The organism is Salinimicrobium sp. TIG7-5_MAKvit (assembly GCF_049569215.1).
GTDB lineage: Bacteria > Bacteroidota > Bacteroidia > Flavobacteriales > Flavobacteriaceae > Salinimicrobium > Salinimicrobium profundisediminis.
The window spans coordinates 3,700,955-3,727,196 of the sequence record NZ_CP145903.1; the positions used below are offsets into that span (position 1 = coordinate 3,700,955).

Annotated in this window: 19 protein-coding genes; 10 read left to right on the top strand and 9 right to left on the bottom strand. The window is 42.1% G+C overall.

Going from position 1 to position 26,242, the window contains the following annotated elements:
- Positions 1 to 15: 15 nt before the first annotated feature.
- The 4 genes from V5739_RS16600 to V5739_RS16615 form a co-directional block, all read right to left on the bottom strand.
- Complete coding sequence (locus V5739_RS16600) at positions 16 to 1,449, bottom strand: TonB-dependent receptor (protein WP_423819086.1); 1,434 nt, start codon at positions 1,447 to 1,449, stop codon at positions 16 to 18.
- Between the two features lie 261 nt (positions 1,450 to 1,710).
- Positions 1,711 to 3,249, bottom strand: coding sequence for a SulP family inorganic anion transporter (locus tag V5739_RS16605; RefSeq protein ID WP_345598701.1), 1,539 nt, complete (start codon positions 3,247 to 3,249; stop codon positions 1,711 to 1,713).
- 473 nt (positions 3,250 to 3,722) lie between these two features.
- A complete protein-coding gene (locus V5739_RS16610; RefSeq protein ID WP_266068915.1) occupies positions 3,723 to 5,282 on the bottom strand; it encodes a glycogen synthase in 1,560 nt (519 codons plus the stop codon).
- A 223-nt stretch (positions 5,283 to 5,505) separates the two neighbouring features.
- Positions 5,506 to 5,985, bottom strand: a complete 480-nt coding sequence (locus V5739_RS16615; protein ID WP_423819087.1) for a cupin domain-containing protein — start codon at positions 5,983 to 5,985, stop codon at positions 5,506 to 5,508.
- Positions 5,986 to 6,189: 204 nt separating this feature from the next.
- Here V5739_RS16615 and V5739_RS16620 point away from each other — a divergent pair, with 204 nt between their 5' ends.
- Entirely contained in the window at positions 6,190 to 8,871 is a 2,682-nt protein-coding gene (locus tag V5739_RS16620) for a phosphoenolpyruvate carboxylase (RefSeq protein WP_423819088.1), read from the top strand.
- A 116-nt stretch (positions 8,872 to 8,987) separates the two neighbouring features.
- On the opposite strand, the gene V5739_RS16625 is transcribed toward V5739_RS16620, so the two are convergent.
- Both V5739_RS16625 and V5739_RS16630 read right to left on the bottom strand, forming a co-directional pair.
- The gene (locus V5739_RS16625) at positions 8,988 to 9,218 is read right to left on the bottom strand and encodes a ferredoxin (protein WP_423819089.1); all 231 of its coding nucleotides are present in this window, start codon (positions 9,216 to 9,218) and stop codon (positions 8,988 to 8,990) included.
- Entirely contained in the window at positions 9,218 to 10,462 is a 1,245-nt protein-coding gene (locus V5739_RS16630; RefSeq protein ID WP_423820507.1) for a peptidase U32 family protein, read from the bottom strand. The genes V5739_RS16625 and V5739_RS16630 overlap by 1 nt, the downstream gene beginning before the upstream one ends.
- 448 nt (positions 10,463 to 10,910) lie before the next feature.
- Here V5739_RS16630 and V5739_RS16635 point away from each other — a divergent pair, with 448 nt between their 5' ends.
- From V5739_RS16635 to V5739_RS16645, 3 genes are all read left to right on the top strand, one after another.
- Positions 10,911 to 11,387, top strand: coding sequence for a glutathione peroxidase (locus V5739_RS16635; protein WP_423819090.1), 477 nt, complete (start codon positions 10,911 to 10,913; stop codon positions 11,385 to 11,387).
- A 217-nt stretch (positions 11,388 to 11,604) separates the two neighbouring features.
- Positions 11,605 to 12,579, top strand: a complete 975-nt coding sequence (locus V5739_RS16640) for a DUF438 domain-containing protein (RefSeq protein WP_423819091.1) — start codon at positions 11,605 to 11,607, stop codon at positions 12,577 to 12,579.
- A gap of 477 nt (positions 12,580 to 13,056) precedes the next feature.
- On the top strand, positions 13,057 to 13,644 hold the full coding sequence (locus V5739_RS16645; protein ID WP_423819092.1) for a hypothetical protein: 588 nt from the start codon (positions 13,057 to 13,059) through the stop codon (positions 13,642 to 13,644).
- Positions 13,645 to 13,756: 112 nt separating this feature from the next.
- Here the strand turns inward: V5739_RS16645 and V5739_RS16650 are convergent, their stop codons facing one another.
- Entirely contained in the window at positions 13,757 to 15,781 is a 2,025-nt protein-coding gene (locus tag V5739_RS16650) for a M1 family metallopeptidase (protein ID WP_423819093.1), read from the bottom strand.
- Between the two features lie 75 nt (positions 15,782 to 15,856).
- On the opposite strand from V5739_RS16650, the gene recG reads away from it, so the two are divergent.
- Positions 15,857 to 17,962, top strand: coding sequence for an ATP-dependent DNA helicase RecG (gene recG / locus V5739_RS16655; RefSeq protein ID WP_423819094.1), 2,106 nt, complete (start codon positions 15,857 to 15,859; stop codon positions 17,960 to 17,962).
- A 168-nt stretch (positions 17,963 to 18,130) separates the two neighbouring features.
- Complete coding sequence (gene pheT / locus V5739_RS16660) at positions 18,131 to 20,557, top strand: phenylalanine--tRNA ligase subunit beta (RefSeq protein ID WP_423819095.1); 2,427 nt, start codon at positions 18,131 to 18,133, stop codon at positions 20,555 to 20,557.
- Between the two features lie 110 nt (positions 20,558 to 20,667).
- On the opposite strand, the gene V5739_RS16665 is transcribed toward pheT, so the two are convergent.
- On the bottom strand, positions 20,668 to 21,255 hold the full coding sequence (locus tag V5739_RS16665; RefSeq protein ID WP_423819096.1) for a DUF4136 domain-containing protein: 588 nt from the start codon (positions 21,253 to 21,255) through the stop codon (positions 20,668 to 20,670).
- 199 nt (positions 21,256 to 21,454) lie between these two features.
- Here V5739_RS16665 and V5739_RS16670 point away from each other — a divergent pair, with 199 nt between their 5' ends.
- From V5739_RS16670 to V5739_RS16680, 3 genes are all read left to right on the top strand, one after another.
- Complete coding sequence (locus V5739_RS16670; protein WP_423819097.1) at positions 21,455 to 22,180, top strand: hypothetical protein; 726 nt, start codon at positions 21,455 to 21,457, stop codon at positions 22,178 to 22,180.
- Positions 22,181 to 22,255: 75 nt separating this feature from the next.
- Positions 22,256 to 22,498, top strand: a complete 243-nt coding sequence (locus tag V5739_RS16675) for a DUF2007 domain-containing protein (protein ID WP_266068903.1) — start codon at positions 22,256 to 22,258, stop codon at positions 22,496 to 22,498.
- 4 nt (positions 22,499 to 22,502) lie between these two features.
- Positions 22,503 to 22,697, top strand: coding sequence for a hypothetical protein (locus V5739_RS16680; RefSeq protein ID WP_266068902.1), 195 nt, complete (start codon positions 22,503 to 22,505; stop codon positions 22,695 to 22,697).
- Between the two features lie 119 nt (positions 22,698 to 22,816).
- On the opposite strand, the gene V5739_RS16685 is transcribed toward V5739_RS16680, so the two are convergent.
- On the bottom strand, positions 22,817 to 24,442 hold the full coding sequence (locus V5739_RS16685) for an ABC-F family ATP-binding cassette domain-containing protein (RefSeq protein ID WP_266068944.1): 1,626 nt from the start codon (positions 24,440 to 24,442) through the stop codon (positions 22,817 to 22,819).
- Between the two features lie 149 nt (positions 24,443 to 24,591).
- Between V5739_RS16685 and V5739_RS16690 the strand changes: the two genes are divergently transcribed.
- Positions 24,592 to 26,034, top strand: coding sequence for a TlpA family protein disulfide reductase (locus tag V5739_RS16690; protein ID WP_423819098.1), 1,443 nt, complete (start codon positions 24,592 to 24,594; stop codon positions 26,032 to 26,034).
- Positions 26,035 to 26,242: the final 208 nt, after the last annotated feature.

Below are 26,242 nucleotides of genomic sequence, written 5' to 3' on the forward strand. Positions count from 1 at the left end.
TGACAGGTGATGAATTTACTCCTGAGACATAAAGAGTCGTTTTTCCTTGATCATCTCTGTGGTCTTTGGCGGTAACATCTCTTCCCAGCCCGGTTCCCCATCTACAATCATTTGATGTACTTCCCTCGAATAAATATCGAGGATTTCAGGATCATAGTCAGTAATATCCACCACCCTGCCGTTGTCTTTGAAGAACTTGAACAACTCCTTCATTCGTGGATGCACTTTAAGGTTATTACTGGTGATGATCTCACCTGTTTCGGGATCTTTTAACGGGTGCAGGTAGATCTTTAGGTCCCGGAAGAACAATTTTCCGAAGGCCTCCAGAATTCCCCCGCTAAGGTGCCGGTAATATTTTTCGTCAAACAGTGCCAAAAATGTATTTATTCCCATGGTAAGCCCCATTCTTTCGGCTGTGTACTGAGAGAAATACTCCACAACTTTATAGTATTCCTGGAAGTTTGAGATCATTACCATTTGTCCTAAAGATCCGAGCAGATCGGCGCGATCGAGAAAATCCTTTTCATCGATATCTCCTTCAGACCTAAGGTTAGAAAGTGTGATTTCAAAAATAACTTCGGTCTTTTCCTCACTCACCTTTTTTTCATTCAGAAACAATTTGAGGGATTGTTCAAACATGTTCATATTCACTTTGGTAACAGGCCTGAAGCTACCCCTAAGGGTGAGGATATTCTTTTTGTAAAGTTCATTGGCCGGAAGTACGTTGTTTCCGGTTGAAGCGAACATCACGGCCTGGGTCATCCCATTCTTTACCAGCTGCAGGCTCATAAGGCGGTTGTCTACATCTTTAAAAACAGGCCCTGTAAAATTGATCATATCAATCTCTACCTGATCATTGTTGAGATGATCATATAAATGTTGCAAAAGCACTTTGGGCTTATCATACTGATAAAAGGCCCCGTAGATCAAATTCGTACCCATGGTGCCCAGGGTGATTTGCTGCAGCCCGGCATTATTCTCATGAAACTGAACATGAATAATGATCTCACTGAATTCTTCTTCTGGCTTAGTCTGAAATCTAATCCCCAACCAGCCGTGGCCTTTATATTTCTTGGCAAAATCTATAGTAGCAACTGTATTGGCATAACTAAAGAAGAGTTTATCGGGATGTTTTTCCCTCAAAATTCTTTGTTCAAGAAGATCGGTTTCATACCTAAGCATGCTTTTTAATCTTGCCTCGGTCACATAGCGCGCATCAGATTCAATACCGTAGATGGCGTCGCTAAAATCTTTATCATAGGCACTCATGGTCTTCGCAATGGTACCCGATGCTCCTCCTGCTCTAAAAAAATTACGCACAGTCTCCTGCCCCGCACCAATTTCGGCAAAGGTGCCGTAGATATTTTCATTGAGGTTTACGCGCAGCGCTTTATTCATTATCGAGGGAAGAGGATCGAACTCTAAATCTTCTACATCTCTGGATTTCATATCAAAAATTACTTTTGATTTTAATTTAGGAATTAAATCTGGTAAAAAGTGAATTTTTGGCTCAGTTATTTCAAATCCCTCTAACAAAAACTAAATTTTCTACTGAAAAAAGCAGTAATCATCTTCCTGAAATACTATTTTAAGAATTAAGCTTTAGAAAATAAAAGGACCTCTGAAGTATCTGGCTTCAAAAAATCCCTCTCACAGCACGAATTGAACTGAGAGAGGGAATAGAATTTTAGTTTTTTCAGCTTAAAGCATCTACCTCTCTACAGCCACTTTGTAGGTAGGATCTTCAAGAATATTTACCTCTATGATCTCATCGGCATTTCTTAGAAGTTGCCGGCAGTCCCGACTCAAATACCTAAGATGCAGTTTTTTACCCTGTTTCAGGTAACGTTCGGTAAGCTTGTTTAAAGCTTCAATCCCCGACATATCTACCACCCGGCTTTCAGAAAAATCGATAATCACTTCCTCAGGATCTCCCAGCACATCAAACTTCTCATTGAAAGCAGCCACACTTCCGAAGAAAAGCGGTCCGTAAATCTCGTAGTGTTTCACGCCTTTATCGTCCATATATTTACGGGCACGGATTCTCTTGGCATTGTCCCAGGCAAAGACAAGGGCCGAAATAATTACTCCCACCAGCACTGCCAGTGCGAGGTTGTGAAGTACTACTGTCACAAAAGTTACCAGCACCATTACCAGCACATCACTCTTTGGCATTCTGCGGAAAGTTCTCAAACTTGCCCACTCAAAAGTACCTATCGAAACCATGATCATTACGCCGGTAAGCGCTGCCATAGGAAGAAGCTCAATAACATCTGCGGCAAACATTACAAACACAAGGAGCATTACCGCTGCAATAATTCCTGAAAGTCGTGCTCTTGCACCCGAAGAAACGTTGATAAGACTTTGACCAATCATGGCGCAACCTCCCATTCCAGAAAAGAAGCCCGATAAAATATTGGCAGTACCCTGAGCCACACACTCTTTATTTCCACGGCCGCGGGTTTCGGTGATCTCATCAACAATGTTAAGGGTCAACAGGCTTTCAATAAGTCCTACCCCAGCCATTATTGCTGCATAAGGAAAGATAAGAACGATAGCCTCCCATGTAAACGGCACCATTGGAATGTGAAACGGTGGGAACCCTCCTTTTATCGATGCGATATCTCCCACGGTTTTGGTGTCAATTCCCAGAAGTGCCACAATGCCAAAAATTGCCAGAATTGCAGCAAGCGAAGATGGAAATACCTTTGTAAGCTTGGGTAATCCCCAGATGATAACCATTGTAAGCAGTACAAGTGCCAGCAAGATGTACAAACTTTCGCCAGTCATCCAAACAAGTTCTCCTGCTTCGTTAACTGTCTTGAACTGGTCTAACTGAGAGGTGAAGATGATAATGGCCAGGCCATTCACAAACCCGAATATCACCGAATGTGGCACCATCCTGATGAGTTTTCCAAGTTTTAGCACTCCTGCCAGGATTTGCAGGATTCCTGCTAAGACTACTGTGGCAAAAACATATTCTACCCCGTGCGATACGGCCAGAGCAGCAATAACAACGGCGACTGCTCCTGTGGCACCAGAAATCATTCCGGGGCGACCACCCAAAATAGAAGTTACCAGCCCCATAACAAAAGCTGCGTAAAGCCCTGTTAAAGGAGAAAGTCCGGCTATCATCGCAAAAGCAACAGCTTCGGGGATAAGCGCGAGTGCTACAGTGAGACCCGCAAGAATTTCAATTTTATAATCTACTTTTTGTGAAAAATCAAACAGGTTGAAGATCTTTTTCATCTAAATGTTGTCAAAAAAAATTAATAATAGAAAGGAACTCCCCATGTGAAAAAGGGAGGAAAGTGAGAAGGAAAATTATCTCAGGGCGGAGTAACCGGTGAAACGGATATTTGTTTTGTGCTCGTCATAAGAGGCGGCAAAAATATACTTTTCCGGGTACTAACAAAAATTAATAGAAAAAGATTGAGGCATTAAAATACCTATAAGGTTTTCGGAAGGGGAAAAAATACTAAATATAAAATATGAGTTCGTGTTTTAGTGAAATCTACTGAAAACCAGTCCCTAAAATTTAAGCTGAATTATGCTAAGGTTCCAAAAATGGCATTTTCACAATCCTTTTTTGAAACCTGAAATTTACTTCAAAGCAATAAAAAAATTCCTGATAAACTCAGGAAAAGAAAACTGCTTTTCTGAAATTATCAGGAAAAATTATAAAACCCTAAACTGAAAAGGTTTTTAGCCCAAAATTTTCATCAGGCTACCCTTACGTCGGCAGGATTGAATGTGTAAAGAAGTTTATAGTATTCATCTACAGATTTCTTCCAGGTAAATCGCATTCTACGCGCGTTGAGGCCTATCTGTTTCCACACAGTCTTATCATTTTCAAAGAAATAAAGAGCTTCTTTAAAACTTTCTACCATGTTATAAACTTTCTCATCGTAGGTTTTGCCATCAAAGGCGAAACCTGTGTGAACATGCTGTACCGTATCTTTAAGTCCGCCGGTATGGTGCACCAGGCAGGGCTGCCCGTTTCTCATGGCAAGCATTTGGCTAATCCCGCAAGGTTCAAAAAGGCTTGGCATAAAATAAAGGTCAGAATCTCTGTAGATAGAATTCACCACCTGCTCGCACTGGGCATTGATGAAAATGAAATTCTTTCTTTTATAGCTTATATCCCGCAACAACTGCTCATAATCGGCCGCTCCGGTACCAAGAAGTACATAAATGCCATTGACTTCTTCCAGCCTGTCAAGAATTTCCAAAAGAGCTTCGGGAGAGCGCTTAAAGAAATAGAACTTTTGTTCAGTAAGCCTCGCCACACTGGCACTTATAAAGTTTGGTTTTTTCTTCAGAAAAGGAACGATCTTCTCTCCTGTATGTGCCAAAAAAGCTGCTTTTTCCCTATCCTGTTCCTTCTGAAGTTGTTTAAAGATGGCAGTAGCAATATTGGGGAACAACCGGTTTTTTTTCACCAGGGTTTCAGGACGATAATCTGATCCATTGAGAATACCGTGAAAACGACCTTCGCGGTCGGCCTGTCTTAAATCATTTTCTAAGCCTTCACCACCAATAAATTCGGGAGCAGCGCTGGGCAAAAGCACATCCTGCTTGTAGGAAGGTGAAACGGTATGTACAGCATCGGCATATCTTATTCCAATAGCCATAAGGTTAAAACAATCGGCATATCTTGGATCTTTCAAAGCTTCACGATCTATTTCGAGTTGCGGAAACCAGTTTTGCAGGGAAGAATAATTATTTTCAAACGGCCGAATTCCCTGTAATGCCAGGTTGTGTATACAGTAAACAAACCTGTTCTTCTTAAGACAGGAATACTGCGGATGATAATTTTTTAGGAACAACAATAAACTGGAATGCCAGTCGTGCAGGTGCACAATATCAAGCTTTCCGAAGTGCTTTTGTTTAATTGCTTCGGCTACCGCTGTACAAAAGATGGTATATTTAATAACGTCACTATAAAATGGCTCAAAGGGATCATGATGGTAAATGCCCCCAAGGTTTCCCATTTCTATTTCGGGGTGGTGAATTACATAGTGGCTAATGTTCTTATCTTCTTCTTTGGCCGGCACCTCATAGAGTTGTGCGGTATAAGATATTCCGCGTAAATTTAGCTGAAGTGAGGCCTTAAAAGTTCCACTTTCGTGGAGCCTGGAATAAGATGGAACCACAACGTGCACCCGATCTCCACGCTCTGAAATCTGTTTTGGAACGTCGCGAATAACATCTCCTACCCCTCCTACTTTACAGTTGGCAATGGCATCATTCTCTGAAGCAACAAAAAGAAAATTATTCATATATAGCGCTCTTAAATACTTAGGTAATTTGATCTGAACGAAAGTAAATCTTAAACACTAAGTACCAGCATATCAAAAGGTTAAATTAGTATTAAAAAATTGTTGCTTCAATCGTTTTAGTCGTAATTATTTCGTGTGATGCGGCAAAATGAATTCTAAAGCACGTCATATTTATCTCAGAATCAATAAAAAGGAATTATTTAGGTGCGTCCCAAATTTTTATTTATGCACCTTCCATTCCTTCTATGGGGTCAAACTTCGGAATTGGCACTTTTGCAATATTTTCATCTGCCTGTGGGCGTTCCTCTTGTTTCCCTACGTTCATGGCGTGCGACCTTCCTTCGGGATAGGCACCCACTACTGAAAAATCATTGCTTCCAAGATTCTTATGAGCTACCCCGGCAGGAATTATAATCACATCTCCGGCAAACAACTTCAGTTTTTGCCCTTTTTCGCCCCCCAGTTGCAGCAAAGCTTCTCCCGCATACACTCCCAGGACTTCATGAGTGTTACTGTGGTAATGGTGATAATCGAAAACTCCGTTTCTCCACGAATTTTCCCAGTTGTTTTCAGCAAATTTCTTTTCCAGCCACTGTGCCGCTTCATCTCCTCTTGCTGAAAAAACACCTTTATATATAATGACAGGAAGTTTATTATTCGGAATTGATCCGTCATCTTTAAAATGATATGTTTCGGTCTTCATAGAAAGTCTTTTTTATCTATTTAAAAGGTAACAAATTTTACGGAAACACCTATAACGTTTTCGCAATCGTGGTCACTGCCATTATTCCGAAAAAGCCTGTAAATAAAGGCAGCAAAGGAAATTTTTGTCGGGCAAAAAGGCCAAAAATCGTTAACAATTTCCTAAATTGGGAGTTCAAATAGAGTACTCAAAAACCCTATGAAAATGAACAATACCCCTAATACGAAAGTATTTACTAAAATTGAGCAGGACATGCAATTTCTTACAGATTGCTTCCAGCAGGTCCTCAAGGATCTGGGAGAGCATGAACTTGCCAGCTTATTGACCAGACATGAGGATCTCAAGGATGCCTTCTCCAGTAATCTTGCGCTCGAAGAAAAGCAAATCCAGGTGCTTAGCATCTATCTCCAACTCATGAACCTGGTAGAAGAAAATGCCGCAGTACAATACCGCCGAAAACTAACCGACAGCAACGGGATGGAATCTATCCGGGGTTCCTGGAGCGAGACCTTTCAACGCTGGAAATCCCAGGGCCTTAGTGAACATCAAATGCAGGAGATCATCACCAAGGTGAAGTTAATTCCGGTTCTTACGGCACATCCTACAGAAACTAAAAGGATTTCCATTCTTGAGCTGCACAGGGAAATATACCTCAACCTCATAAAACTGGAAAACACTTCCTATTCTTTTACTGAAAGGAACATTATAGCCCAGGATATTAAAACCCTTCTGGAAAGATGGTGGCGCACCGGCGAGGTGTACCTCAAAAAGCCCACTGTAGAAATGGAAAGAAGTAATGTAATGCACTACTTCAGCAAAGTTTTTCCGCAGGTATTAAAAAAGAGTGATATTCAGCTTAAGCAGAGCTGGATCAACATGGGCTTTAATCCTGAAACGCTTCGCTTTCCCGGCCTGCAATTTGGAACCTGGGTAGGTGGAGACCGTGATGGCCATCCTTATGTAACCGCCTCTGTTACAAAATCTACACTGACTGAACACCGTAAATCGGCTCTTCTCCTGGTGCACGAGCAACTGGAGCATCTCGCCGCAGGCATGAGCTTCTCAGGGATCAGCAATAAAGCTTCCAAACCCTTACAGCAAGCCATTGAAGAAATGGCTCAAAGCCTGGCAGAAGAAGGCAGCAAAGCACTTGAACGAAATCCGCACGAACCATGGCGGCAATTTGTGAGCCTTATTGCCCTAAAGCTGGAGCATACCAGGGTAGATGATGATCTTAAAAACAGCTACAGGCGCCCCGAAGACCTTATGGAAGACCTGGAACTGCTTAAAGACAGCCTCCTCGAAATTGGTGCAAAACGCATTGTTGATGATTTGCTATTCCCCGTGCAGCGCATGGTAGAATGCTTTGGTTTTCACCTCGCAAGACTCGACATAAGGCAAAACAGCGAATTTCACGATAAGGCAATGGAACAAATGCTGCGGGTGGCATTTCCTGATCTTACCGATTACCGCAGCTGGACTGAAGAAGAACGTATAAAATTCATTTCTGAAGAACTACAGCACGAGCGACCGTTTGCTATTACAGGACGGTCTTTTGGACCAGAAGCAGACCAGGTGCTGGACAGCTACAAAGTGGTGAAGAAACATACCGATAAATACGGGCCGCACGGCGTGGGCTCTTTTATTGTAAGTATGACGCGGCAGTTAAGTGACCTTCTGGTAGTTTACCTGTTCTTTAGGGAAGTTGGTATCGACAGGAAGACCTTCCAGGTGGTTCCGTTATTTGAGACCATAGATGACTTAAAAGCTTCCGGAGAAATTTTGGAAAGCTTCCTCACCCATCCGGCTTATTCTAACCACAGTGAAAGTCCACAGGAAGTTATGCTGGGGTATAGTGACAGTAACAAAGACGGAGGTATCATTGCCAGCCGATGGAATATTTATCGTGCCGAGAAAACCCTTACCGAAACGGCAGACAGGCTTGGTAAAGAACTACGGTTCTTCCATGGTATTGGAGGGACAATAAGCAGGGGTGGCGGTAAATATCACCGTTTCCTTGAAAGTATGCCCTCAGGAAGTATGAGCGGTGAAATGAAACTTACTGTACAGGGAGAGACCATCGCACAGCAGTTCGCCAATTTGCTTACAGCAACCTACAACCTTGAAATGTTGTTGTCTGGATCTGCGCTGCAAACAGGCAACAGGATGTACCCGGCCAAAAAGAAGAATTATCCAATTGATGCTTTGAGGCAGCTGGCCGAATATTCCAAAGAGAGATATCAGGAGCTTATTGCCCACCCGGCATTCTTAAGTTTCTATGGCGAGGCTACACCAATAGACGTACTGGAATTGAGCAAAATTGGTTCCCGTCCTGCAAGACGTACCGGTACAAGAACGCTCAATGACTTACGGGCAATCCCGTGGGTGTTTAGCTGGAACCAATCCAGGTTCAATATTACCGGCTGGTTTGGAATTAGCTATGCTTTACAAAGATTGAAATCTGAAAATCCAGATTACTACCGGCAGCTAAGAGAAGTTTCACAGGAATGGCCTTTCCTGAGGTACATATTGATACAGGTAGAAACTAACATTATGAACGCCGAACCCGAAGTGATGGAAGCTTATGCCTCTCTTGTAAAAGATGAGCGCGTAAGAACCGAGCTCACCGAAACTATTAAGGCTGAACATTCTAATGGCCTGCAGGAGATTGATGCCATGTTTGACCGAAGCAGGCAACAAAGAAGACAAAGCCTCTTAGATAACCTTAACCGCCGTAATGATGCTTTAATTTCCCTTCACCGCCTGCAAATAAAGAATCTGGAGGAATGGAGAAAAACAAAAGGGAGCACAAAAGATGATAAACTCGTAACGCATTTGTTACAAATTACCACTGCACTTGCCAGCGGATTGAAAAATACCGGTTGATTTCTTCTGAAGTAATCCCCTTCTGAAGAAGCATATAAGGCTGTCTCTACAGTTATTGATCCTCATCCCAAATTATAAAAGGGTGCGTAAAATGACTTTTTAGACAGCCTTTTTTCTTACCTCTCTTTTACTGAAATGATCTTTACAGGGCAGGCTTTTGCAGCTGCCTTGCAAGGTTCCTGAATAGAATGATCTGTCGACTTCAGGGTATGGAAACCTTTGCGGTCGTTCGACTTCAGCAAAACGCTTTTTCCATCTTTTTTGGACATCTGGAATTGCCCCGGCGCAAGTTCTACACAGTAATTGCAGCCAATGCACTTATTCCGTTGCAGGGTGACTATAACCATTAAGCTTCCACCATTTTATAGAGCTTATCTGAAAGCCTCACCCTAAATGGAACTTTAATGGTACAGCTGTCGCCTTTTCCTGCTTTTTCTGAAAGCAGGTCGTTCACAAACATTTCTTCCAGCTCAAATTCCTGTGCACCGGTACTTGGCCCGGTAACCAGTATTTTGTCTCCTTTTTTAATATCATAAGCTTCAATTTTGAACTCGGCAATTCCGGCTTTTGGAAAGTAATGTACTCCCTTGCCCACATAAACTTTCTTTTGTGTAGCCTGTGAGCCTGAAGTTTTGCTCCATTCCCCCATTTTTTGGCCCAGGTAATACCCGCTCCAAAATCCGCGGTTATACACGGTACTTAGCCGCTCCATCCAATCTGCCACCTTTTCTTCGGAAAAAGTATTGTAATCCAGAGAATCTATTGCTTCACGATAAGCTTTTGTCACTGTAGCCACATATTCCGGAGCCCGGCCACGACCTTCAATCTTGAGAATTTTCACCCCCGAATCTTTCACTTCATCCAAAAAGTTGATAGTACACAAGTCTTTTGGAGACATCATATATTCATTATCGATCTCAACTTCAAAACCCGATTCCTGATCGATAACCGTGTATTTCTTCCGGCAATTTTGCTTACACGCCCCGCGATTGGCCGAAGAGTTATGCGAATGCAGGCTCAAATAACACTTCCCCGAAACAGCCATACATAGTGCACCGTGACCAAAGATCTCCACCTTTACGAGTTCCCCGGAAGGGCCTTTAATTTGCTCTTTTTGAATCTCTTCGGTGATTTTCTTAACCTGTCTCAAACTCAGTTCCCGCGAAAGCACCATAGTTTCAGCAAAAAGACTGTAAAACTTTACGGTTTCAATATTAGTAATATTGAGTTGCGTTGAAATATGCACATCAATACCCATACTTCGAGCCGAAGAGATCACTGCCTGGTCACTGGCAATCACGGCCGTAATTCCCGCCGATTTTGCTGCGGAAAGCAGGTTTTTAATTAGGGAAAGGTCATGATCGTAAACAATGGTGTTCAAGGTAAGATAGCTGCGAACGCCTTTCTCTTCACATCTTTTCACGATCTCGGGTAGATCGTCCATGGTGAAATTTATAGAAGCCCTGGCCCTCATGTTGAGTTGATCTACGCCAAAATAAATAGCATCTGCACCGTTATCTAAAGCAGCCTGGAGGGATTCAAAATTTCCCGCAGGTGCCATTAATTCCATTTTTCCTGAATTCTTGTTCATGAGCTTTCTCCAATAAATAGTAGCCGCAGCAGATTGTTCCACCCGGCAGAATTATGTGGCAAAGAAAATGTCATTTTTGAAAGGAAAATATGATCCCGGTCATCTTATTCCGGGAGAAATAATATATCATAAAAATAGTTGAGCGGGCATACCTGATTGCCTGTAGCACCAATAAGTGTTGTCGAAGAAACTATAACTTGTTTGTTCAACTATTGCATCATGTTTAATCTATCTTATTCCCGATTGTCCCTGAAGAAATTCAAACTATCGGGTTTCGTTTTTTATAATCATTTCTACTCTACTCAATAGGTTCCTGCCAAAATCTACTAAAGAATGCCCTCGTTTGTGGCTTTATGCACTCACAATAGGTTGATCTCTATAATGAAGTGATTTAGCGGCATGTTTTTAGCTAAGGCTAAATCTCTTACCTTTACAAAAAGGTATTTTTATGAGTCAGTTTTACAATTTCACCGCAAAAGATTTACAGGCTAATGATGTTTCGATGGAGCAGTATAAAGGAAAAGTAGTACTGATAGTAAATACTGCCTCAGAATGTGGCCTTACCCCGCAATTTGAAGGTCTTGAAGCGCTCTATAAGAATTACCGGGATCAAGGGCTCGAAATCCTTGGCTTTCCCTGCAATCAATTCGGAAAACAGGAACCGGGTGACGAAAAATCGATTGCTGAAGGCTGTGTGGTGAATTACGGGGTCACCTTCCCGATGTTCTCTAAGATAGAGGTGAACGGCGACAATGCACATCCTCTTTTCAAGTACCTCAAGAAAGAACTCGGAAGCATTTTAGGCAGCAAGATCAAATGGAACTTCACAAAATTCCTGATTGACCGCGACGGCAAACCCGTCAAAAGATTTGCGCCCACCACAAAACCCTCGGGCCTGGAAAAAGACATCAAAAAATTGCTCTAATCTCAGCCTTGGCTTTTTAGGGTTTGAATCTTAAACCAGTTAGGGTGAGAGCATAAAATACGAGGTGTCAAAAATGGCATTTTTGACACCTCGTATGTTTACCTGGCTCATAAACCATGGAACTTCATGACGAAATCTTCGGAATAAATTCTTCATGTGACCTGGGTCATAAATCAGGACAATTTTATCCGTTTTCTTTGCTGAAAATTGATGGATCATGAGCGCAAGCACAGAAATTTCAGCATTACCAAAGGGGCATCCCGTTACTATATATTCCGAAGAAAAAGAATTGATACAGAAGTTAGGTCAGGAGCTAATGGACACAAGTTCCGAAGCCGAAGGTCAGAAATTCTACAATATATTTAATCAGCTTCAGCAGATAGAGCGTCGTTTTGAACGCAAAGAAAATCAGCTTTTCCCTGTACTTGAACAAAAGGGCTGGACAGGCCCTTCCAAAAATATGTGGTCTTTTCACGACACTATTCGGGAGCAATTCCGGCTGCTTAGAAAAAATATTGAAGCCAGGGAATTTACTGAAGTTTCCCGGGATGCGCAGTACCTGGTAAGCAGTATTTTCAGGCTCCTGCTGGTTGAAGAAAATGTGCTTTTCCCGAACGCTCTCAGTTTACTTACCGAAGAAGACTGGAAAAACGTGCGCAAAGGTGAAGAAGAAATTGGATGGATGCTTCCGTCCCATCCTCCAAAATATCCTGAAACAGAGGAAGAGGAATACATTCACCCCTCCCAGGACCATACCAAAAGGGAACTTTCTTTTGATACCGAAAACGCCTCCCATTATGACGAGGGCTATATGACCGTAGACCAGGTGAACCTGCTGTTAAAGACCATGCCTCTCGATCTTACTTATGTTGATGAAAATGATAAAGTGATCTTTTATAATCGTGGTGAAGAACGTGTATTTCCGCGAAGCGCCGGAATTATAGGCAGGGAAGTAAAATTCTGCCACCCTCCCAAAAGTGTAGGTACGGTATTAAAAATTCTGGACGAGTTTAAAAAAGGAAATAAAAATGAAGCCTCCTTCTGGATAAACTTTAAAGGCAGGCTAATTTACATCAGGTACTTTGCGGTACGTGACGCTCAAAAAACATATCGAGGGGTTATTGAAATGTCTCAGGATATCACCGATATTAAAAAAATTGATGGCGAGCAAAGATTGCTGGACTGGAATTAATAGGTCTGAATAACAATATTTTAAGAATTTCCATGAAGGCTTTATGTATTTTTTAAGTTAGCTTTACAGTCATAACTTTGAAACAATTATGGAATACTTTCTTACTGGTATTGCCGGAATAGTTATTTTATTACTTATCCTCCTACTGATAAATAACCGAAAGCAGCGATTGAAGATTAAAAAGAGTATTGAAGAAATTAGAAGTCTCAAGACTGAAACCAGAGATTACCAAAATTTCTTTGAATAATGATTTCAGGCAACCGGCCCTAAATACCGCATCTTTAACTTATTCTTTTTTAATCTACTCACGAGAAATTTTCCCTCCAAAGATCTCAATGTATTAATTTTTTCATGACCTGCACTTTTTAAAGTTCAGGCTGTAATGTTGTGTCAAAATCCTATTATAAAGAGAGATAGCCGGCAAGTTCAGCTTCTTTTTCTATCTTTAAGTCTGTTCCACATTTAAATATTGAGGTTATGAGAAAAATTCAGGTCATTTTTTTGCTACTTTTTACATCAATTCTAACCGCCCAGACCAAGGTGCTGCCGGCAGAGATCCAGATAAAGACTGCAACACTTGCAGCCCCCGAAGAACTTCGTGACGGTGCAATGGTCTATGGCTTTAATGAACAGGGAGAAATGATCGTTTTACGTGAGGGCACAAACCACCTGATATGCCTGGCCGATGATCCAGCTCAAAAAGGAATTAATGTGTCTTGTTATTCCAACAAACTGGAACCATTTATGGCCCGCGGCAGGGAACTTGCTGCCCAGGGAACAGGGGAAATGGAAAAGCGGGAAACAAGAAAAAGAGAAGCTGAAGCCGGTTCCCTGTCTTTAACCGATTCCCCGGCAATGACCACAATCCTTACCGGTAGTGAAGAAAACTACAATGCTGCAACCGGAGAACTCACCGACGGGCACTTCAGGTATGTGATCTATATTCCCTATGCCACAGCCGAATCTACAGGACTACCCGAAAAACCATTCGCGCCTGGAATGCCCTGGATCATGGATCCCGGTACCCATCGCGCTCATATCATGATCACTCCGCCAAAGAATTAGTTCAAGGTTCAATGCTCAAGGTTCAAAGTTTAAAGTTTAAAGTTTAAAGTTTAAGGTCTACAGAATACCAGCTACAGACTACCAACTACAGACTACCAACTACAGTCTATAACTACCGACCTTCTGCTTCCTGTAAAGTTTTGAGCAACTCTTTGGCAAATTCCCTGAACCTGTAGTTCGGGTGAGTGGTGGCATCTTTGAGATTGACTAAACTCTGCTCATCAAAAGCAATTAACTGGTACAGGAATCCAAACGCTCTTTCCCGCACCTGGAAACGGGAATGAGGAGCCGTATAACTCCTCAGTTCTTCAATATACTCGTTTTTAGAAGCCATTTTAAATCCCGGAGTAGCGAGGGCCAGCGTTAGCCAAAGGGTCCTGATGTTCTTGTCAAGAAAGCCTTCGGTATTTGCCATTTTTCGCAGGTAAGCCACTCTGTCTTCGGGAAAAGACATCCACAGGTTGTAGAGCGCCATTTCCTGGGTGAGGTAAGACGCATCATTCAGCAGAGATTCATATTCCGGTTTTAGTTGCTGTGGCACATTTTGTAATGTAAAAGCTATGGCCTGCCTGGTATAAAGATTTCCGCTTGAAAATGACTTTTTATAAAGGTCACTTACCAGCACAGTATCTTCCAGGGCCAGCTGCAGTACCGCTTCCTGCCCCAGGTAATCGTTTACCGGAAAACTGAGTGCCTGCAGTAACAAATTTCTTTTTTCTGAAACAGGCAATGGTTTGACCGCAGCCAATGCAAGGTATTTCTGAATAAAAGGAGATTTTTGTAAAGATTCCAGCGCCTGTGTTCCCTGGAAAGCCGATTGCTTCAGCCAGTCATTAACAAAACCTGAAAGGTCCTGCCCACTGGCAGCTTCCATTTCATCTATAAGATCTTGAGTGGTGGCGATTGAATATTTATACTTTTCAAGAAAATTCTTTACTCCCGTGTCAAAAGCTTTCTTTCCTATTTTCTCGTTCAAAATATGCAAAGCCCACGCCCCTTTCTGGTAATATGTAAGAGAACTGCCATTTTTGGCAGCTACGGCTTCCCCCTTGCCCCTGTCACTTAATTCCTTTAGCTCTTCAGCGGTTTTAAAGAGTTTCCGGTAATAATAATCTTCCCCAAAAATTTCCTTTTCGGCAAGTAAAGCATAATAGGTCGCAAAGCCTTCCTGCAGCCAGTGATCTTCATGGAAAGCCGCCGTTACAAGATTTCCAAACCATTGATGGGCCAGCTCATGAGCATTCACATTCACATAATTCTGGTCGTGATAGCCTATAGAATCTACAAGAAAAATGTCTGAAAAAATCGTAGTGCCGGTGTTCTCCATCCCGGAGTATAAAAAATCACGGACAGGAACCTGTTTGTAATTCTGCCATGGATATGCCACGCCGGTTTCCTTCTGAAAAAAATCCATCATAAAGCCGGTATGCCTGTAGGTGGGTTCCACCCTCTCCTCCATGCCTTCGGGATAATAAAAGATCATGGGAATATCATTTTCAATATGCCTCACCCCTTTAAAGTCTCCCGCTGCCATCGCAACAAGATAGCTGCTCATCGGGTTTCTCATATCAAATTCCCACCGCGTAAGTGTGTCGTTGATCTTTTCTGAAGCCACTAAACTTCCATTAGAGATCAGCGTTTTGCCGGAAGGATAGATGTACGTGAGGTCAAATTCAAGTTTTTCTGAAGTATCATCAAAACTTGGTAGCCAGTGAGAAGTGTATTTTCCCTGGCCCTGCGTCCAAACCTGGTAATCCTGCTGCCCTGCTGCTTCGGACTTCTTCGGAATAAAATAAAGGGTTTGACCGGGTGTAGCCGAATATTTCAGCTGAAGTTGCTGATCTTGTGCGGGAGAAAAATTTCCGGTGATCCAGAATTTCTTTTGATCACTTCCGAAGTTAACTTTCTTACCATTCAGAAGCACATCCGAAAATGCCATTTTTCGGGCATCAATAAAGATTGAATCTACAGCCTCTAAAATGTCAAATTTGAAAAGAATTTTCCCTGAAACTGCCTTTTTTGAGGGGTAAATACTTATTTCGGCATTTAGATGTTTGAAATCTACAGCCGCCGACTGTTGTGCGTAGGTCGCAGTGCTAATTACTATCGCCAGAACAAGAAAAAAGGAGCTTTTCATTGTTCAAATATACACTACCTGCTCAAACCTGTAAAAACTTACCTTCCTAAAAGGCTTTTTTTTATCTTCGTTTCCATGAATCCACCACTGTTGCATACTCCCATTGACTATCTAAAAGGTATAGGCCCAAACCGGGCAGAAATTCTGCGGAAGGAGATTGGAGTGAACACTTATGGTGACCTGCTTAACTTTTTTCCAAACCGCTACCTCGATAAAACCCGGTTTTACAAGATTGCCCAGCTGGAAAGGAATTCTTCGGAAGTGCAAATCGTGGGAAAAATAGTACACATGCGAACGGTGGAACAAAAGAAAGGAAAACGCCTGGTAGCCGATTTTGTTGACGATACCGGAAAGATGGAGCTGGTATGGTTTCGCGGTCAAAAATGGATTCGTGAAAACCTGAAGCTCAACACTCCGTATGTGATCTTTGGGAAAACTTCCTGGTACAATGGCCTTTTTAGCATGCCACACCCCGAGATGGAGCTGGTTGAAGATTATAAAAAGAACCTGCGCACCGCCATGCAACCTGTGTACCCTTCTACAGAAAGATTAGGAAAATCGGGCATTACCAACAGGGTTTTTAGCCGCTGCGTACAGCAACTTTTTTTGGAGAGCGGCAATAAATTTGTTGATCCACTTCCGAAGGACATTATAGAGGAACTTCATTTATTACCCAAAGCCGAGGCACTTTTTAATGCTCATTTTCCGAAGAGCCAGGAGTTACTGGCAAAGGCGCAGTTCCGTTTAAAGTTTGAAGAGCTTTTTTACATACAAATTCAGTTGTTGATCAAGAACCTGATAAGGAAGAAAAAGATCAAAGGTTTTCCTTTTGAAGAAGTGGGGTCACATTTCAGCGAGTTTTATGAAAAGCACCTTCCTTTTGAGCTTACCAACGCACAAAAAAGAGTAATCAAAGAGATTCGCAAAGACCTGGGCAGCGGTGCCCAAATGAACCGTTTGCTGCAGGGAGATGTGGGATCGGGAAAAACAATTGTCGCTTTGATGAGTGTGTTGCTGGCCCTGGATAACGGATTTCAGGCCTGCTTAATGGCCCCCACCGAAATTTTGGCTACCCAACACTTTAACGGGATATCAGAACTTGTTACTGATCTGGGAATCAAGGTTAAACTACTCACCGGCTCCACAAAAACTTCAGAAAGAAAAGAAATTCATGCGGCTTTGGAAAGTGGAGAATTACATCTCCTGATAGGCACCCATGCGCTGCTCGAGGAAAAAGTTAAATTTCAGAATCTTGGCCTGGCCATTATTGATGAGCAGCACAGGTTTGGTGTTGCACAAAGAGCGAGGCTCTGGAAGAAGAACCACCTGCCGCCCCACGTGCTGGTGATGACCGCCACCCCAATACCGCGAACGCTCGCGATGAGCCTCTACGGTGACCTGGATATTTCTGTAATTGACGAATTGCCCCCGGGAAGAAAAGAAATCAAGACTGTACACCGGTATGACAGTAACAGGCTTAAGGTCTTTGCTTTTATTCGGGATGAAATTAGAAAAGGAAGACAAATTTATATTGTGTATCCGCTCATCCAGGAATCGGAAACCATGGATTACAAAGATCTCATGGACGGTTATGAAAGTATTGCCCGCGAATTTCCCATGCCCGAGTTCCAGATTTCCATTTTGCACGGGCAAATGAAACCTGCCGATAAAGATCATGAAATGGACAGGTTTGTAAAGGGCGAAACGCAGATCATGGTAGCCACCACAGTAATTGAGGTTGGGGTGAATGTGCCCAATGCCAGTGTGATGATCATAGAAAGTGCAGAGCGATTTGGGCTTTCACAGCTACACCAGCTAAGAGGCCGCGTGGGCCGGGGCGCCGAACAGAGTTTTTGTATCCTTATGACCGGTCATAAACTTTCTAACGACAGCAAGACCCGCCTTGAAACCATGGTTCGCACTGCCGACGGATTTGAAATTGCTGAAGTAGACCTTAAATTGCGAGGGCCCGGTGACCTAATGGGCACCCAACAAAGCGGCGTACTCAACCTGAAGATTGCCGATATTGTAAAAGATAATGACATCCTGAAGACTGCAAGACATTACGCATTGCAACTTCTAAAAGAAGATCCAGGCCTGGAACTTGAGAAAAATAAGATAGTTAATTACACTTACTCCCAGCTCATAAAGGAGAAGAATATCTGGAATTACATCAGTTAAGCATGAATTTATCTTCTTTTAGATGAATACTTCAGGGCATTACAGCAATCCTGAAACAGTTTTGTTTTTCAGAAATTAGTCTTTTATAGTTGACATTGCTGCTCTTCCCTTTTTTATTATGTCAAAATCAATGGTAATACTATCTTTGCAGCTCGAAAAATTTGCTCAATGAAGATTTCATATAACTGGCTTAGACAATTCATAAAAGTTAATCGTAATCCTGAAGAAACAGGAGAACTGCTCACAGATCTGGGCCTTGAAGTAGAAGGTATTCATGAATTTCAAAGTGTAAAAGGCAGCCTTAGGGGCATAGTGGTAGGAGAAGTGCTTACCTGCGAACCCCATCCCAACGCCGACAGACTTAAAGTTACCACTGTAGATTTAGGCAACGGCGAACCGATTCAAATTGTTTGTGGGGCACCTAATGTAGCTGCAGGACAAAAAGTACCGGTGGCAACAGTAGGCACTACCCTTTATGATGAAAAAGGATCTCCCTGGGAAATCAAGAAAAGTAAAATAAGAGGCGAAAGCAGTCACGGGATGATTTGTGCCGAAGATGAACTGGGACTGGGACAAAGCCATGACGGCATAATGGTACTCGATTCCAGTATTGAAGTGGGCACCCCGGCAGCCAGTCTTTTTGAAGTTGAAGACGACCATGTGTTCGAAATAGGTTTGACACCAAACCGTGCCGACGCCATGAGCCACTGGGGAGTAGCGCGCGATCTTAAAGCGGGGCTACAACAACAGGGAGAACCCCAGGAACTAATTACCCCTTCGGTAAGTAGTTTTCATATAGACAGCCGCAGCCGAAGGATTCCGGTGAAAATTGTCAAGCCCGAACTGGCGCCCCGATATTGCGGAGTGACCATTACCGGGGTAGAAATATCAGAATCCCCAAAATGGCTGCAAAACAGGCTTAAAGCAATTGGAATCGCACCAAAGAACAATGTTGTAGATGTGACCAATTACGTGATGCATGAGCTAGGCCAGCCCCTGCACGCTTTTGATGCCGACAGAATCTCAGGGAATGAGATCATTGTGCAGACATTAGAGGCAGGAACAAAATTCACGACGCTAGATGAAGTTGAAAGAGAGCTGCATGAAGAGGACCTTATGATATGTGATGCCGAAAAGCCCCTGGCTATAGCCGGTGTGTTTGGCGGAATTAGCAGCGGGGTAACATCGGGAACCAATAATCTCTTTATTGAGAGCGCCTATTTCAATCCTGTAACTGTTCGAAAAACAGCCAAACGCCATGGTTTAAATACCGATGCTTCCTTTAGATATGAAAGAGGTATTGATCCCAACATAACCGAATATGCTCTTAAACGTGCAGTATTGCTCATACAGGAGCTGGCTGGAGGAAGTGTTTCAAGTGATATTGACGATTATTACCCAAAAAAGGTTGAAGACTTCCCTGTTTTCCTCACTTTTGAAAAGATCAATTCTCTTGTTGGGCAAAATCTGTCTAAAGAAACCATCAAATCTATTCTTGCTTCACTCGAAATAAGAGTGAACAACGTTACCGAAACCGGAATGGGGCTTACCATACCACCATACCGTGTAGACGTAAAACGAGAGGCCGATGTTATTGAAGAGATCCTAAGGGTTTATGGTTACAACAATATTGAATTTGGAGATAAGATCAATGCCTCTGTCGCCAATTCTACCAGATTTGAAGATTACAAACTTCAGAATTTAATTGCCGGACAGCTTGTAGGGCAGGGATTCTTTGAAACCATGGCCAATTCACTTACTACTCCTTTCCACCTGGGTCTTAGTGAGCAGTTGAAGGAAGAACATGTGGTGAAAATGCTTAACCCGCTTAGCCAGGATCTTTCTGTGCTGCGGCAGTCGTTATTGTTCTCGGGCCTTGAGGCAGTGAGCTATAACCTGAACCGCAAAAGAGCCGACCTTAAGTTCTTTGAATTCGGAAAGACCTATCACAACTACAACAGCGGCCGGGAAGAAAAGAAACACCTTTCTATCTTTATTTCGGGTAACAGGAACAGAGAAACCTGGACCAATGCTGTTCAAAAAGGGGAATTTTTCTACCTTAAAGGAGTAGTAACTTCAGTTTTGGAAAGACTGGGTATAAGAGACCTTAAAACCTCACCTGTCAAAAATGACGTTTTTTCTGAAGGAATTTCTTTCAGCTTAAATAATGTGAGAGTGGTAGAATTTGGAGTTATCAAAAGAAAGATCCTCAAAAATTTCGACATCAACCAGGAAGTTCTTTATGCCGATTTCAACTGGGATATGGTGGTAGAAACTTCTAAAGACCAACAGAACAAATTCAGGGATATCTCCAAGTTTCAGGCGGTGAGAAGAGATTTTGCCCTCTTACTTGATGACGCTGTGAAATTTGAACAGATCTACGACATAGCCTTTAAAACTGAAAAAGACCTTCTTAAGGAAGTAAATCTTTTTGACGTGTACGAAGGGGCTAATCTTCCGGAAGGAAAGAAGAGTTATGCAGTGAGTTTTATCCTGCAGGATGAAAGAAAAACCCTTACCGATAAACAAATTGATAAAATAATGGGCAAGCTGCAACAAAACCTGGAAAAGCAACTGGGTGCAGAGCTTAGATAAATGCAGGGCTTAGAGCTCAGATAAAGAAAAAAGGCTGTTCCCCGAACAGCCTTTTTCTTTGCAGTTTTTTAAATGCTATTTTACAATCAGCATTAAGGTTTACTCAAGGTTTACTTTGGTAACCTGTCAAAAATGGCATTTACATAAGTCCTTAATTCTTCACTAAGATTGTCGGGAGAAACAACATCCTCGGCCTTTCCTCTCCATACAATCTCATTGGTACGGCGGTCAATAAGGTCAATTACTATGGTACCTTCTTTATATGGTACTTGCTGTACACTATTTCCTGCAATTCTGGGAACGGTGAAGTAGTTATTATAAGCATAATTCCTATAGTACGGTCCTACGTAAAATCCGGGACGGTAATAACTGTAGTTGGTGTAAACAGGATTAGCATTTACCGCCATTTCTTCGTCTAACATTAGGTGATAATACACCAGGAGATCGGGTTGGTTGCGATCTAGCCTGTAGTTTAGATCCTGCATGTTCTGCCGAATTTCGTCTATAACTATTTCATTCACCTGCGCATTGTCATAAACAGAAGTTTGTATAGTATCCTGATTGGGTAAGAAGGCATAGCTTTCATAACTGTTTAAGCTCTTAGCCGTTCTTTTGTTGGTATCTACTTTGGGGCCGCAACCAACCAGGAGAATTCCTGCCAGGATACTCAGGCTTAAAAAGTGTCTAAAAATTTTCATTTTTTAAGGGTTTTTAAAGTTCGTTATCCTCAATTTAGCGCATCTATTACTAATGGATAAATAGAACCGCAGGTTTAAAATGAATTTAACCATCACCTCTTAAATTTAACAGTAGGATTCCTTAAAACATAGCCAAAAAGCCGATTTTTTGCATGTTTTGCTGTTATTCCCTATTTTTAGCTGCTAAACGGAAAAGAAAATGCTGCTAGAGAGAACAAACCTTCAGAGGGAGATGGAGCTGCTGCGCCGGAAGGAGATGAAAGAACAGGAAGTACTGGAGGAAGTAAAGAAGATCCTGAAAAGAGAGGAAAATTCAGAAGAAGAGATCCTGCGTAAAATTGCTGAAGGGAGCGCCGAAGAATCAATTTCAAACCCATTGGTATTCGATTTACTGGAAACTGAAAAGATCTTTCATGAAAACCAGATTAAAAAGATCTGTGTAGATTTTAGGCTCCGCTTTCTCGAAACTAAATTTTTTAAGGGAGATCTACCTGCTGAAGCGGTAAGCGCAGTAAAGGAAGTGGAAAAGAAACACGGTATTTCTCTGCAAGGTTTTAAAATGCTTGCTCCTGCCAAATATTTCAGGCTTGAAAATGCCGATGATCCTATGCTGTTTGCGCCATTAGGCAACGGGTACTACTATCTTCTCCACAAATGGGGTACCGATATGCACCCTTTGAGAAAGCTATTGATGTGGCCACTTAAAAATCTTGAAAACCTGTTGATCTTTTGTTTCCTCTCCAGCTTTCTGCTCTCATTTGGAGTCAGGGAACTTTTCTTCTCTCAGTTCAGGGAGACTTCGCAATTCCTTATTATTTACATGTACTGTTTTAAATCTATGGTTGCGCTGATATTTTTCTACGGAATTAGCCTCGGAAAAAATTTTAGTTCGGGAAACTGGAACAGCAAATTCTATAATGCCTGATACAAATGTTAAACTCAAATTAAATACTCCTGAAGTCATTTGCCTATTCTTAAATTTATAGGAAAATAACATTATATGAGCGACGAAGAACAACAAGAGTACAAAAGAGTTTATACCGGGAGTGAAGTAAATGTGCAACACCTGCAGAACTTACTTGAAGAAGAAGGAATCGCTACCCGGGTACGAAATGATTTTGATTCCGGATTAAGAGCCGGCTTTGGTGGTGGTTTGCCCGGACAGGTTTTGCTCTTCGCCAGATCAAAGGATTATGAGAAGGCGCTTCGCATCACTAATGAAACCTTTCCTGATAGTGATTAATTAAATGACTGCTGCTCCCCGAAAAAATTATTTTAACCTGGTTGTGGGTCTTGCTTTCCTGGGCTATGGAGGCTACCGCATATACACCTTTCTTACAGGTGCAGAGTACACCACCTTCAGGATAATCATTGCCATAGGCTTTATAGTTCTTGGAGGTTTTGACCTGTACAAGTTCTTCTGGAAAGACAAAGAAGCATAAAAAAAGACTGTCTAAAAATTCACCCCAATTATCCTCCTTTTAATTTAAGCAGGGTGATGCAATTTTAGAATAGCATCACATAGATGTAAAGCTTTTTAGACAGCCTCTTATCTTTTATATTACTTAGAATACATTTTATCCCTTTGTTCCTTGATCTTAGGATCACTCATGTACTCATCAAAAGTAAGGTAACGATCTATAGCACCGTTAGGAGTTAATTCAATTACCCTGTTTGCAACTGTCTGTGCAAATTCATGATCGTGAGTGGTAAACATCACAGTACCCTTAAAGTTCTTGAGGGAGTTGTTGAATGCCGTAATAGATTCCAGGTCTAGGTGGTTGGTTGGCTCGTCAAGCATAAGTACGTTCGCCCTCATCATCATCATTCGGCTTAACATACAACGCACTTTTTCACCTCCAGAAAGCACCCGGGCTGTTTTTAAAGCTTCTTCACCGCTAAAGATCATCTTGCCAAGGAATCCGCGGATATGAACTTCTTCCCTCTCTTCTTCGGTTTTAGCCCATTGGCGCAACCAGTCAACCAGAGTAAGGTCATTGTCAAAATATTCGGAGTTATCTAAGGGCAGGTAAGACTGATTGGTAGTAATTCCCCAACTGAATTTACCCGATACGGCTTTTTCCTTTTCATTAAGTATCTCGTAGAAAGCTGTAGTGGCTCGTGAGTCTTTTGAATACACCACTACTTTATCTCCTTTCGCAAGATTAATATTCACGTCTTTAAATAGCGTTTCCCCTTCAATAGAAGCCTCAAGACCTTCTACATTTAGAATTTGATCCCCGGCTTCTCTTTCCCTTTCAAAAATAATCGCAGGATACCTTCGGCTTGAAGGCTTAATATCGTCAATATTTAGTTTTGCGATCATCTTCTTCCTGGAAGTAGCCTGCTTAGATTTTGCCACGTTGGCACTAAAGCGACGAATAAATTCTTCAAGTTCCTTTTTCTTTTCTTCAGCTTTTTTGTTCTGCTGAGATCGCTGGCGTGCTGCCAACTGTGAAGATTCATACCAAAAAGTATAGTTACCACTGTAATGGTTGATCTTTCCGAAGTCAATATCAGAAACATGGGTACACACAGAATCCAGGAAGTGACGGTCGTGAGATACCACTATCACTGTATTTTCATAGTTGGCAAGAAAGTTTTCAAGCCAGTTTATGGTTTCATAATCCAGGTCGTTTGTTGGCTCATCCATGATCAACACATCAGGATTACCAAAAAGTGCCTGCGCCAAAAGCACCCTAACCTTAAGCTTGTTATCAAGATCGCCCATAAGCGTGTAGTGGCTATCTTCTTTTATACCAAGGTTAGAAAGCAGGGCAGCAGCCTCACTATCGGCGTTCCAGCCATTCATTTCCTCAAATTCAACCTGTAGCACTCCTACTCTTTCCCCATCGGCATCCCCAAAATCTTCTTTGGCATAGATCTCATCCATCTCTTTTTTGATGTTATAGAGAGGCTTATTTCCCATAATGACGGTTTCCAGTACAGGGTATTCGTCATAAAGGTTATGGTTTTGCTCAAGAACAGACATTCTTTTTCCCGGCTCCAGGTGTACGTGGCCCGAAGTAGGTTCTGACTTCCCGCTAAGGATATTTAAGAAAGTAGATTTTCCGGCACCATTGGCACCAATAATTCCATAACAGTTGCCCTGGGTAAAGGTGGTGTTCACTTCATCAAACAACACTCTTTTCCCAAACTGAACAGATAAATTTGAAACTGATAACATATAGTCTTTTCTAAATTTTTGCAAAAGTAGCCATTTAAGCTTATCCCTTAAAACATTAACTTTTATAATTCTCTATTTAACGAGGAGTTAACATCGCTGTTGTTGCTTCGGGTCTACATTTGCTATCCGCTATTTGTCCCCCAAAAATTTTGAAAAGCAATAGTTTACATATTTTACATGATGCCTTACCAGCACTGGTTTTACTGGGCCTCAGCTTTTTTATTTCCAGCTGTAACAATTTAACTACCAGTCCTTCATATGCTTATATTGGAGGGGAGATTATTAATCCTACCTTAGAGTATGTGGTCGTTAAACACCAGGGGGAAGTTCTTGATACGGTTACGCTCGATGAAAACAATAGATTTAACTACAAAATCGAGAATGCAAAGGAAGGCTTATATATACTTCAACATAAGCCCGAAACTCAGAATATTTATATTTCTCCGGGAGACAGCCTGCTGCTAAGAGCAAATACTTTAGCATTTGATGAATCTCTCCACTTCAGCGGAAAAGGCAATGCGAAGAACAATTTTATGGCTGAAATGTTCTTAAAAGATGAGAACAACTCCCAACTCCTGCTCAACTTTCATAAGTACACACCCCCTGTTTTTCTTGAAAAAGCCGATTCTATAAGGCAGGAGCGAATAGATTACCTGGCCGCAATTTCCGAAAAGAAAAATTTTTCAGACGAATTTAACCAGCTGGCACGGGAGATCATCAATTATGAAAATTATGATCTAAGGGAGCGTTACACTTATCTCGTAAATAAATACTATCGTGACTACTCCCGGCAATTCCCTGCCAATTTTCACGATTACAGAGAAGAGATCGATTTTAACTGTGTGAATATTCAGTGCAGCCCCGGTTATAAAAGGCTACTGGAGAACTATCTTATTAACTATTCCCTGGCCTGGTGTGCCGACAGTAATTTAGACAGGGCCGATTGTTACAGCCTTACCGATGTTGCCAATGTAAAAGCCCGCCTTCGCAAAGCCGGCGAACTCATTAGAGTGCCAAAGATAAGGGAACAGCTACTGGAAAAAATTGCCGTAAGAGGTATCATCATGGCAGAAAACAAGGAGAATATAGTTTCGATTCTCGACGAACTGGAGGCCCTTAACTTCCCTGATGAAAATCTTGAAAAACTTGAAGACCTGGCCACGGTACAACTGGCCTACCTTCCCGGCACCTCACTGGCAGCAGTCCCCCTGCTCAATATGGAGGGGGAGCTCGTCACTACACAGGATATCATTAGAAGGCCCACTGTGATATTTCTTTGGTCTGTTTATGATGAAAGTTACCAGAATGAACACCAGGTAATAGATCTTTACCGAAAAAAATATCCCGAAGTAGATTTTATAGGCATCAATCTCGACCTTTCTGAAGAACCCGCATGGAGAGTTGCTGTAAGACAAAATGGCTACGACCCGGCAACCGAATTTCAGCTGGCGCCCGCCAGGATCCACAAGGAAGCTTTTCAGTATTTCCTCACTAAAATGTTATTTGTGAACGATGCTTCAGTAGTGGAAGTGGGCGACGTTTACCTCTCTTCGCCCGAATTTGAATCGAGGCTTCTGGCCTTTCTCAACTAAAGAAACTTTTTCCGAAGAAGAAGGTGTCAAAAATGGCATTTTTGGAACCTGAATTTTCCCAACCCGTCAGTATTCTTTCAAAATCCTTCAGTAATAAGGGCTTAAAGTTGATAGCTACTTCAGGAGTAGATGTGCGATAGCAATCCCTCCTCTTCCGAATCTTAATCCTGGCTCCTCAAAATGCTCTCCATTAAAAAAGCCTTTCTTC

Bases quoted from the DNA above. Each gene is read 5' to 3' on its own strand.
- V5739_RS16645 (WP_423819092.1), top strand. From the start codon at position 13,057: ATGAGAAAAATTCAGGTCATTTTTTTGCTACTTTTTACATCAATTCTA.
- V5739_RS16625 (WP_423819089.1), bottom strand. From the start codon at position 9,218: ATGGTTATAGTCACCCTGCAACGGAATAAGTGCATTGGCTGCAATTAC.
- V5739_RS16685 (WP_266068944.1), bottom strand. From the start codon at position 24,442: ATGTTATCAGTTTCAAATTTATCTGTTCAGTTTGGGAAAAGAGTGTTG.
- V5739_RS16630 (WP_423820507.1), bottom strand. From the start codon at position 10,462: ATGAACAAGAATTCAGGAAAAATGGAATTAATGGCACCTGCGGGAAAT.
- V5739_RS16600 (WP_423819086.1), bottom strand. From the start codon at position 1,449: ATGAAATCCAGAGATGTAGAAGATTTAGAGTTCGATCCTCTTCCCTCG.
- V5739_RS16665 (WP_423819096.1), bottom strand. From the start codon at position 21,255: ATGAAAATTTTTAGACACTTTTTAAGCCTGAGTATCCTGGCAGGAATT.
- V5739_RS16680 (WP_266068902.1), top strand. From the start codon at position 22,503: ATGACTGCTGCTCCCCGAAAAAATTATTTTAACCTGGTTGTGGGTCTT.
- V5739_RS16610 (WP_266068915.1), bottom strand. From the start codon at position 5,282: ATGAATAATTTTCTTTTTGTTGCTTCAGAGAATGATGCCATTGCCAAC.
- V5739_RS16650 (WP_423819093.1), bottom strand. From the start codon at position 15,781: ATGAAAAGCTCCTTTTTTCTTGTTCTGGCGATAGTAATTAGCACTGCG.
- pheT (WP_423819095.1), top strand. From the start codon at position 18,131: ATGAAGATTTCATATAACTGGCTTAGACAATTCATAAAAGTTAATCGT.
- V5739_RS16640 (WP_423819091.1), top strand. From the start codon at position 11,605: ATGAGCGCAAGCACAGAAATTTCAGCATTACCAAAGGGGCATCCCGTT.
- recG (WP_423819094.1), top strand. From the start codon at position 15,857: ATGAATCCACCACTGTTGCATACTCCCATTGACTATCTAAAAGGTATA.
- V5739_RS16635 (WP_423819090.1), top strand. From the start codon at position 10,911: ATGAGTCAGTTTTACAATTTCACCGCAAAAGATTTACAGGCTAATGAT.
- V5739_RS16670 (WP_423819097.1), top strand. From the start codon at position 21,455: ATGCTGCTAGAGAGAACAAACCTTCAGAGGGAGATGGAGCTGCTGCGC.
- V5739_RS16605 (WP_345598701.1), bottom strand. From the start codon at position 3,249: ATGAAAAAGATCTTCAACCTGTTTGATTTTTCACAAAAAGTAGATTAT.
- V5739_RS16675 (WP_266068903.1), top strand. From the start codon at position 22,256: ATGAGCGACGAAGAACAACAAGAGTACAAAAGAGTTTATACCGGGAGT.
- V5739_RS16615 (WP_423819087.1), bottom strand. From the start codon at position 5,985: ATGAAGACCGAAACATATCATTTTAAAGATGACGGATCAATTCCGAAT.
- V5739_RS16620 (WP_423819088.1), top strand. From the start codon at position 6,190: ATGAACAATACCCCTAATACGAAAGTATTTACTAAAATTGAGCAGGAC.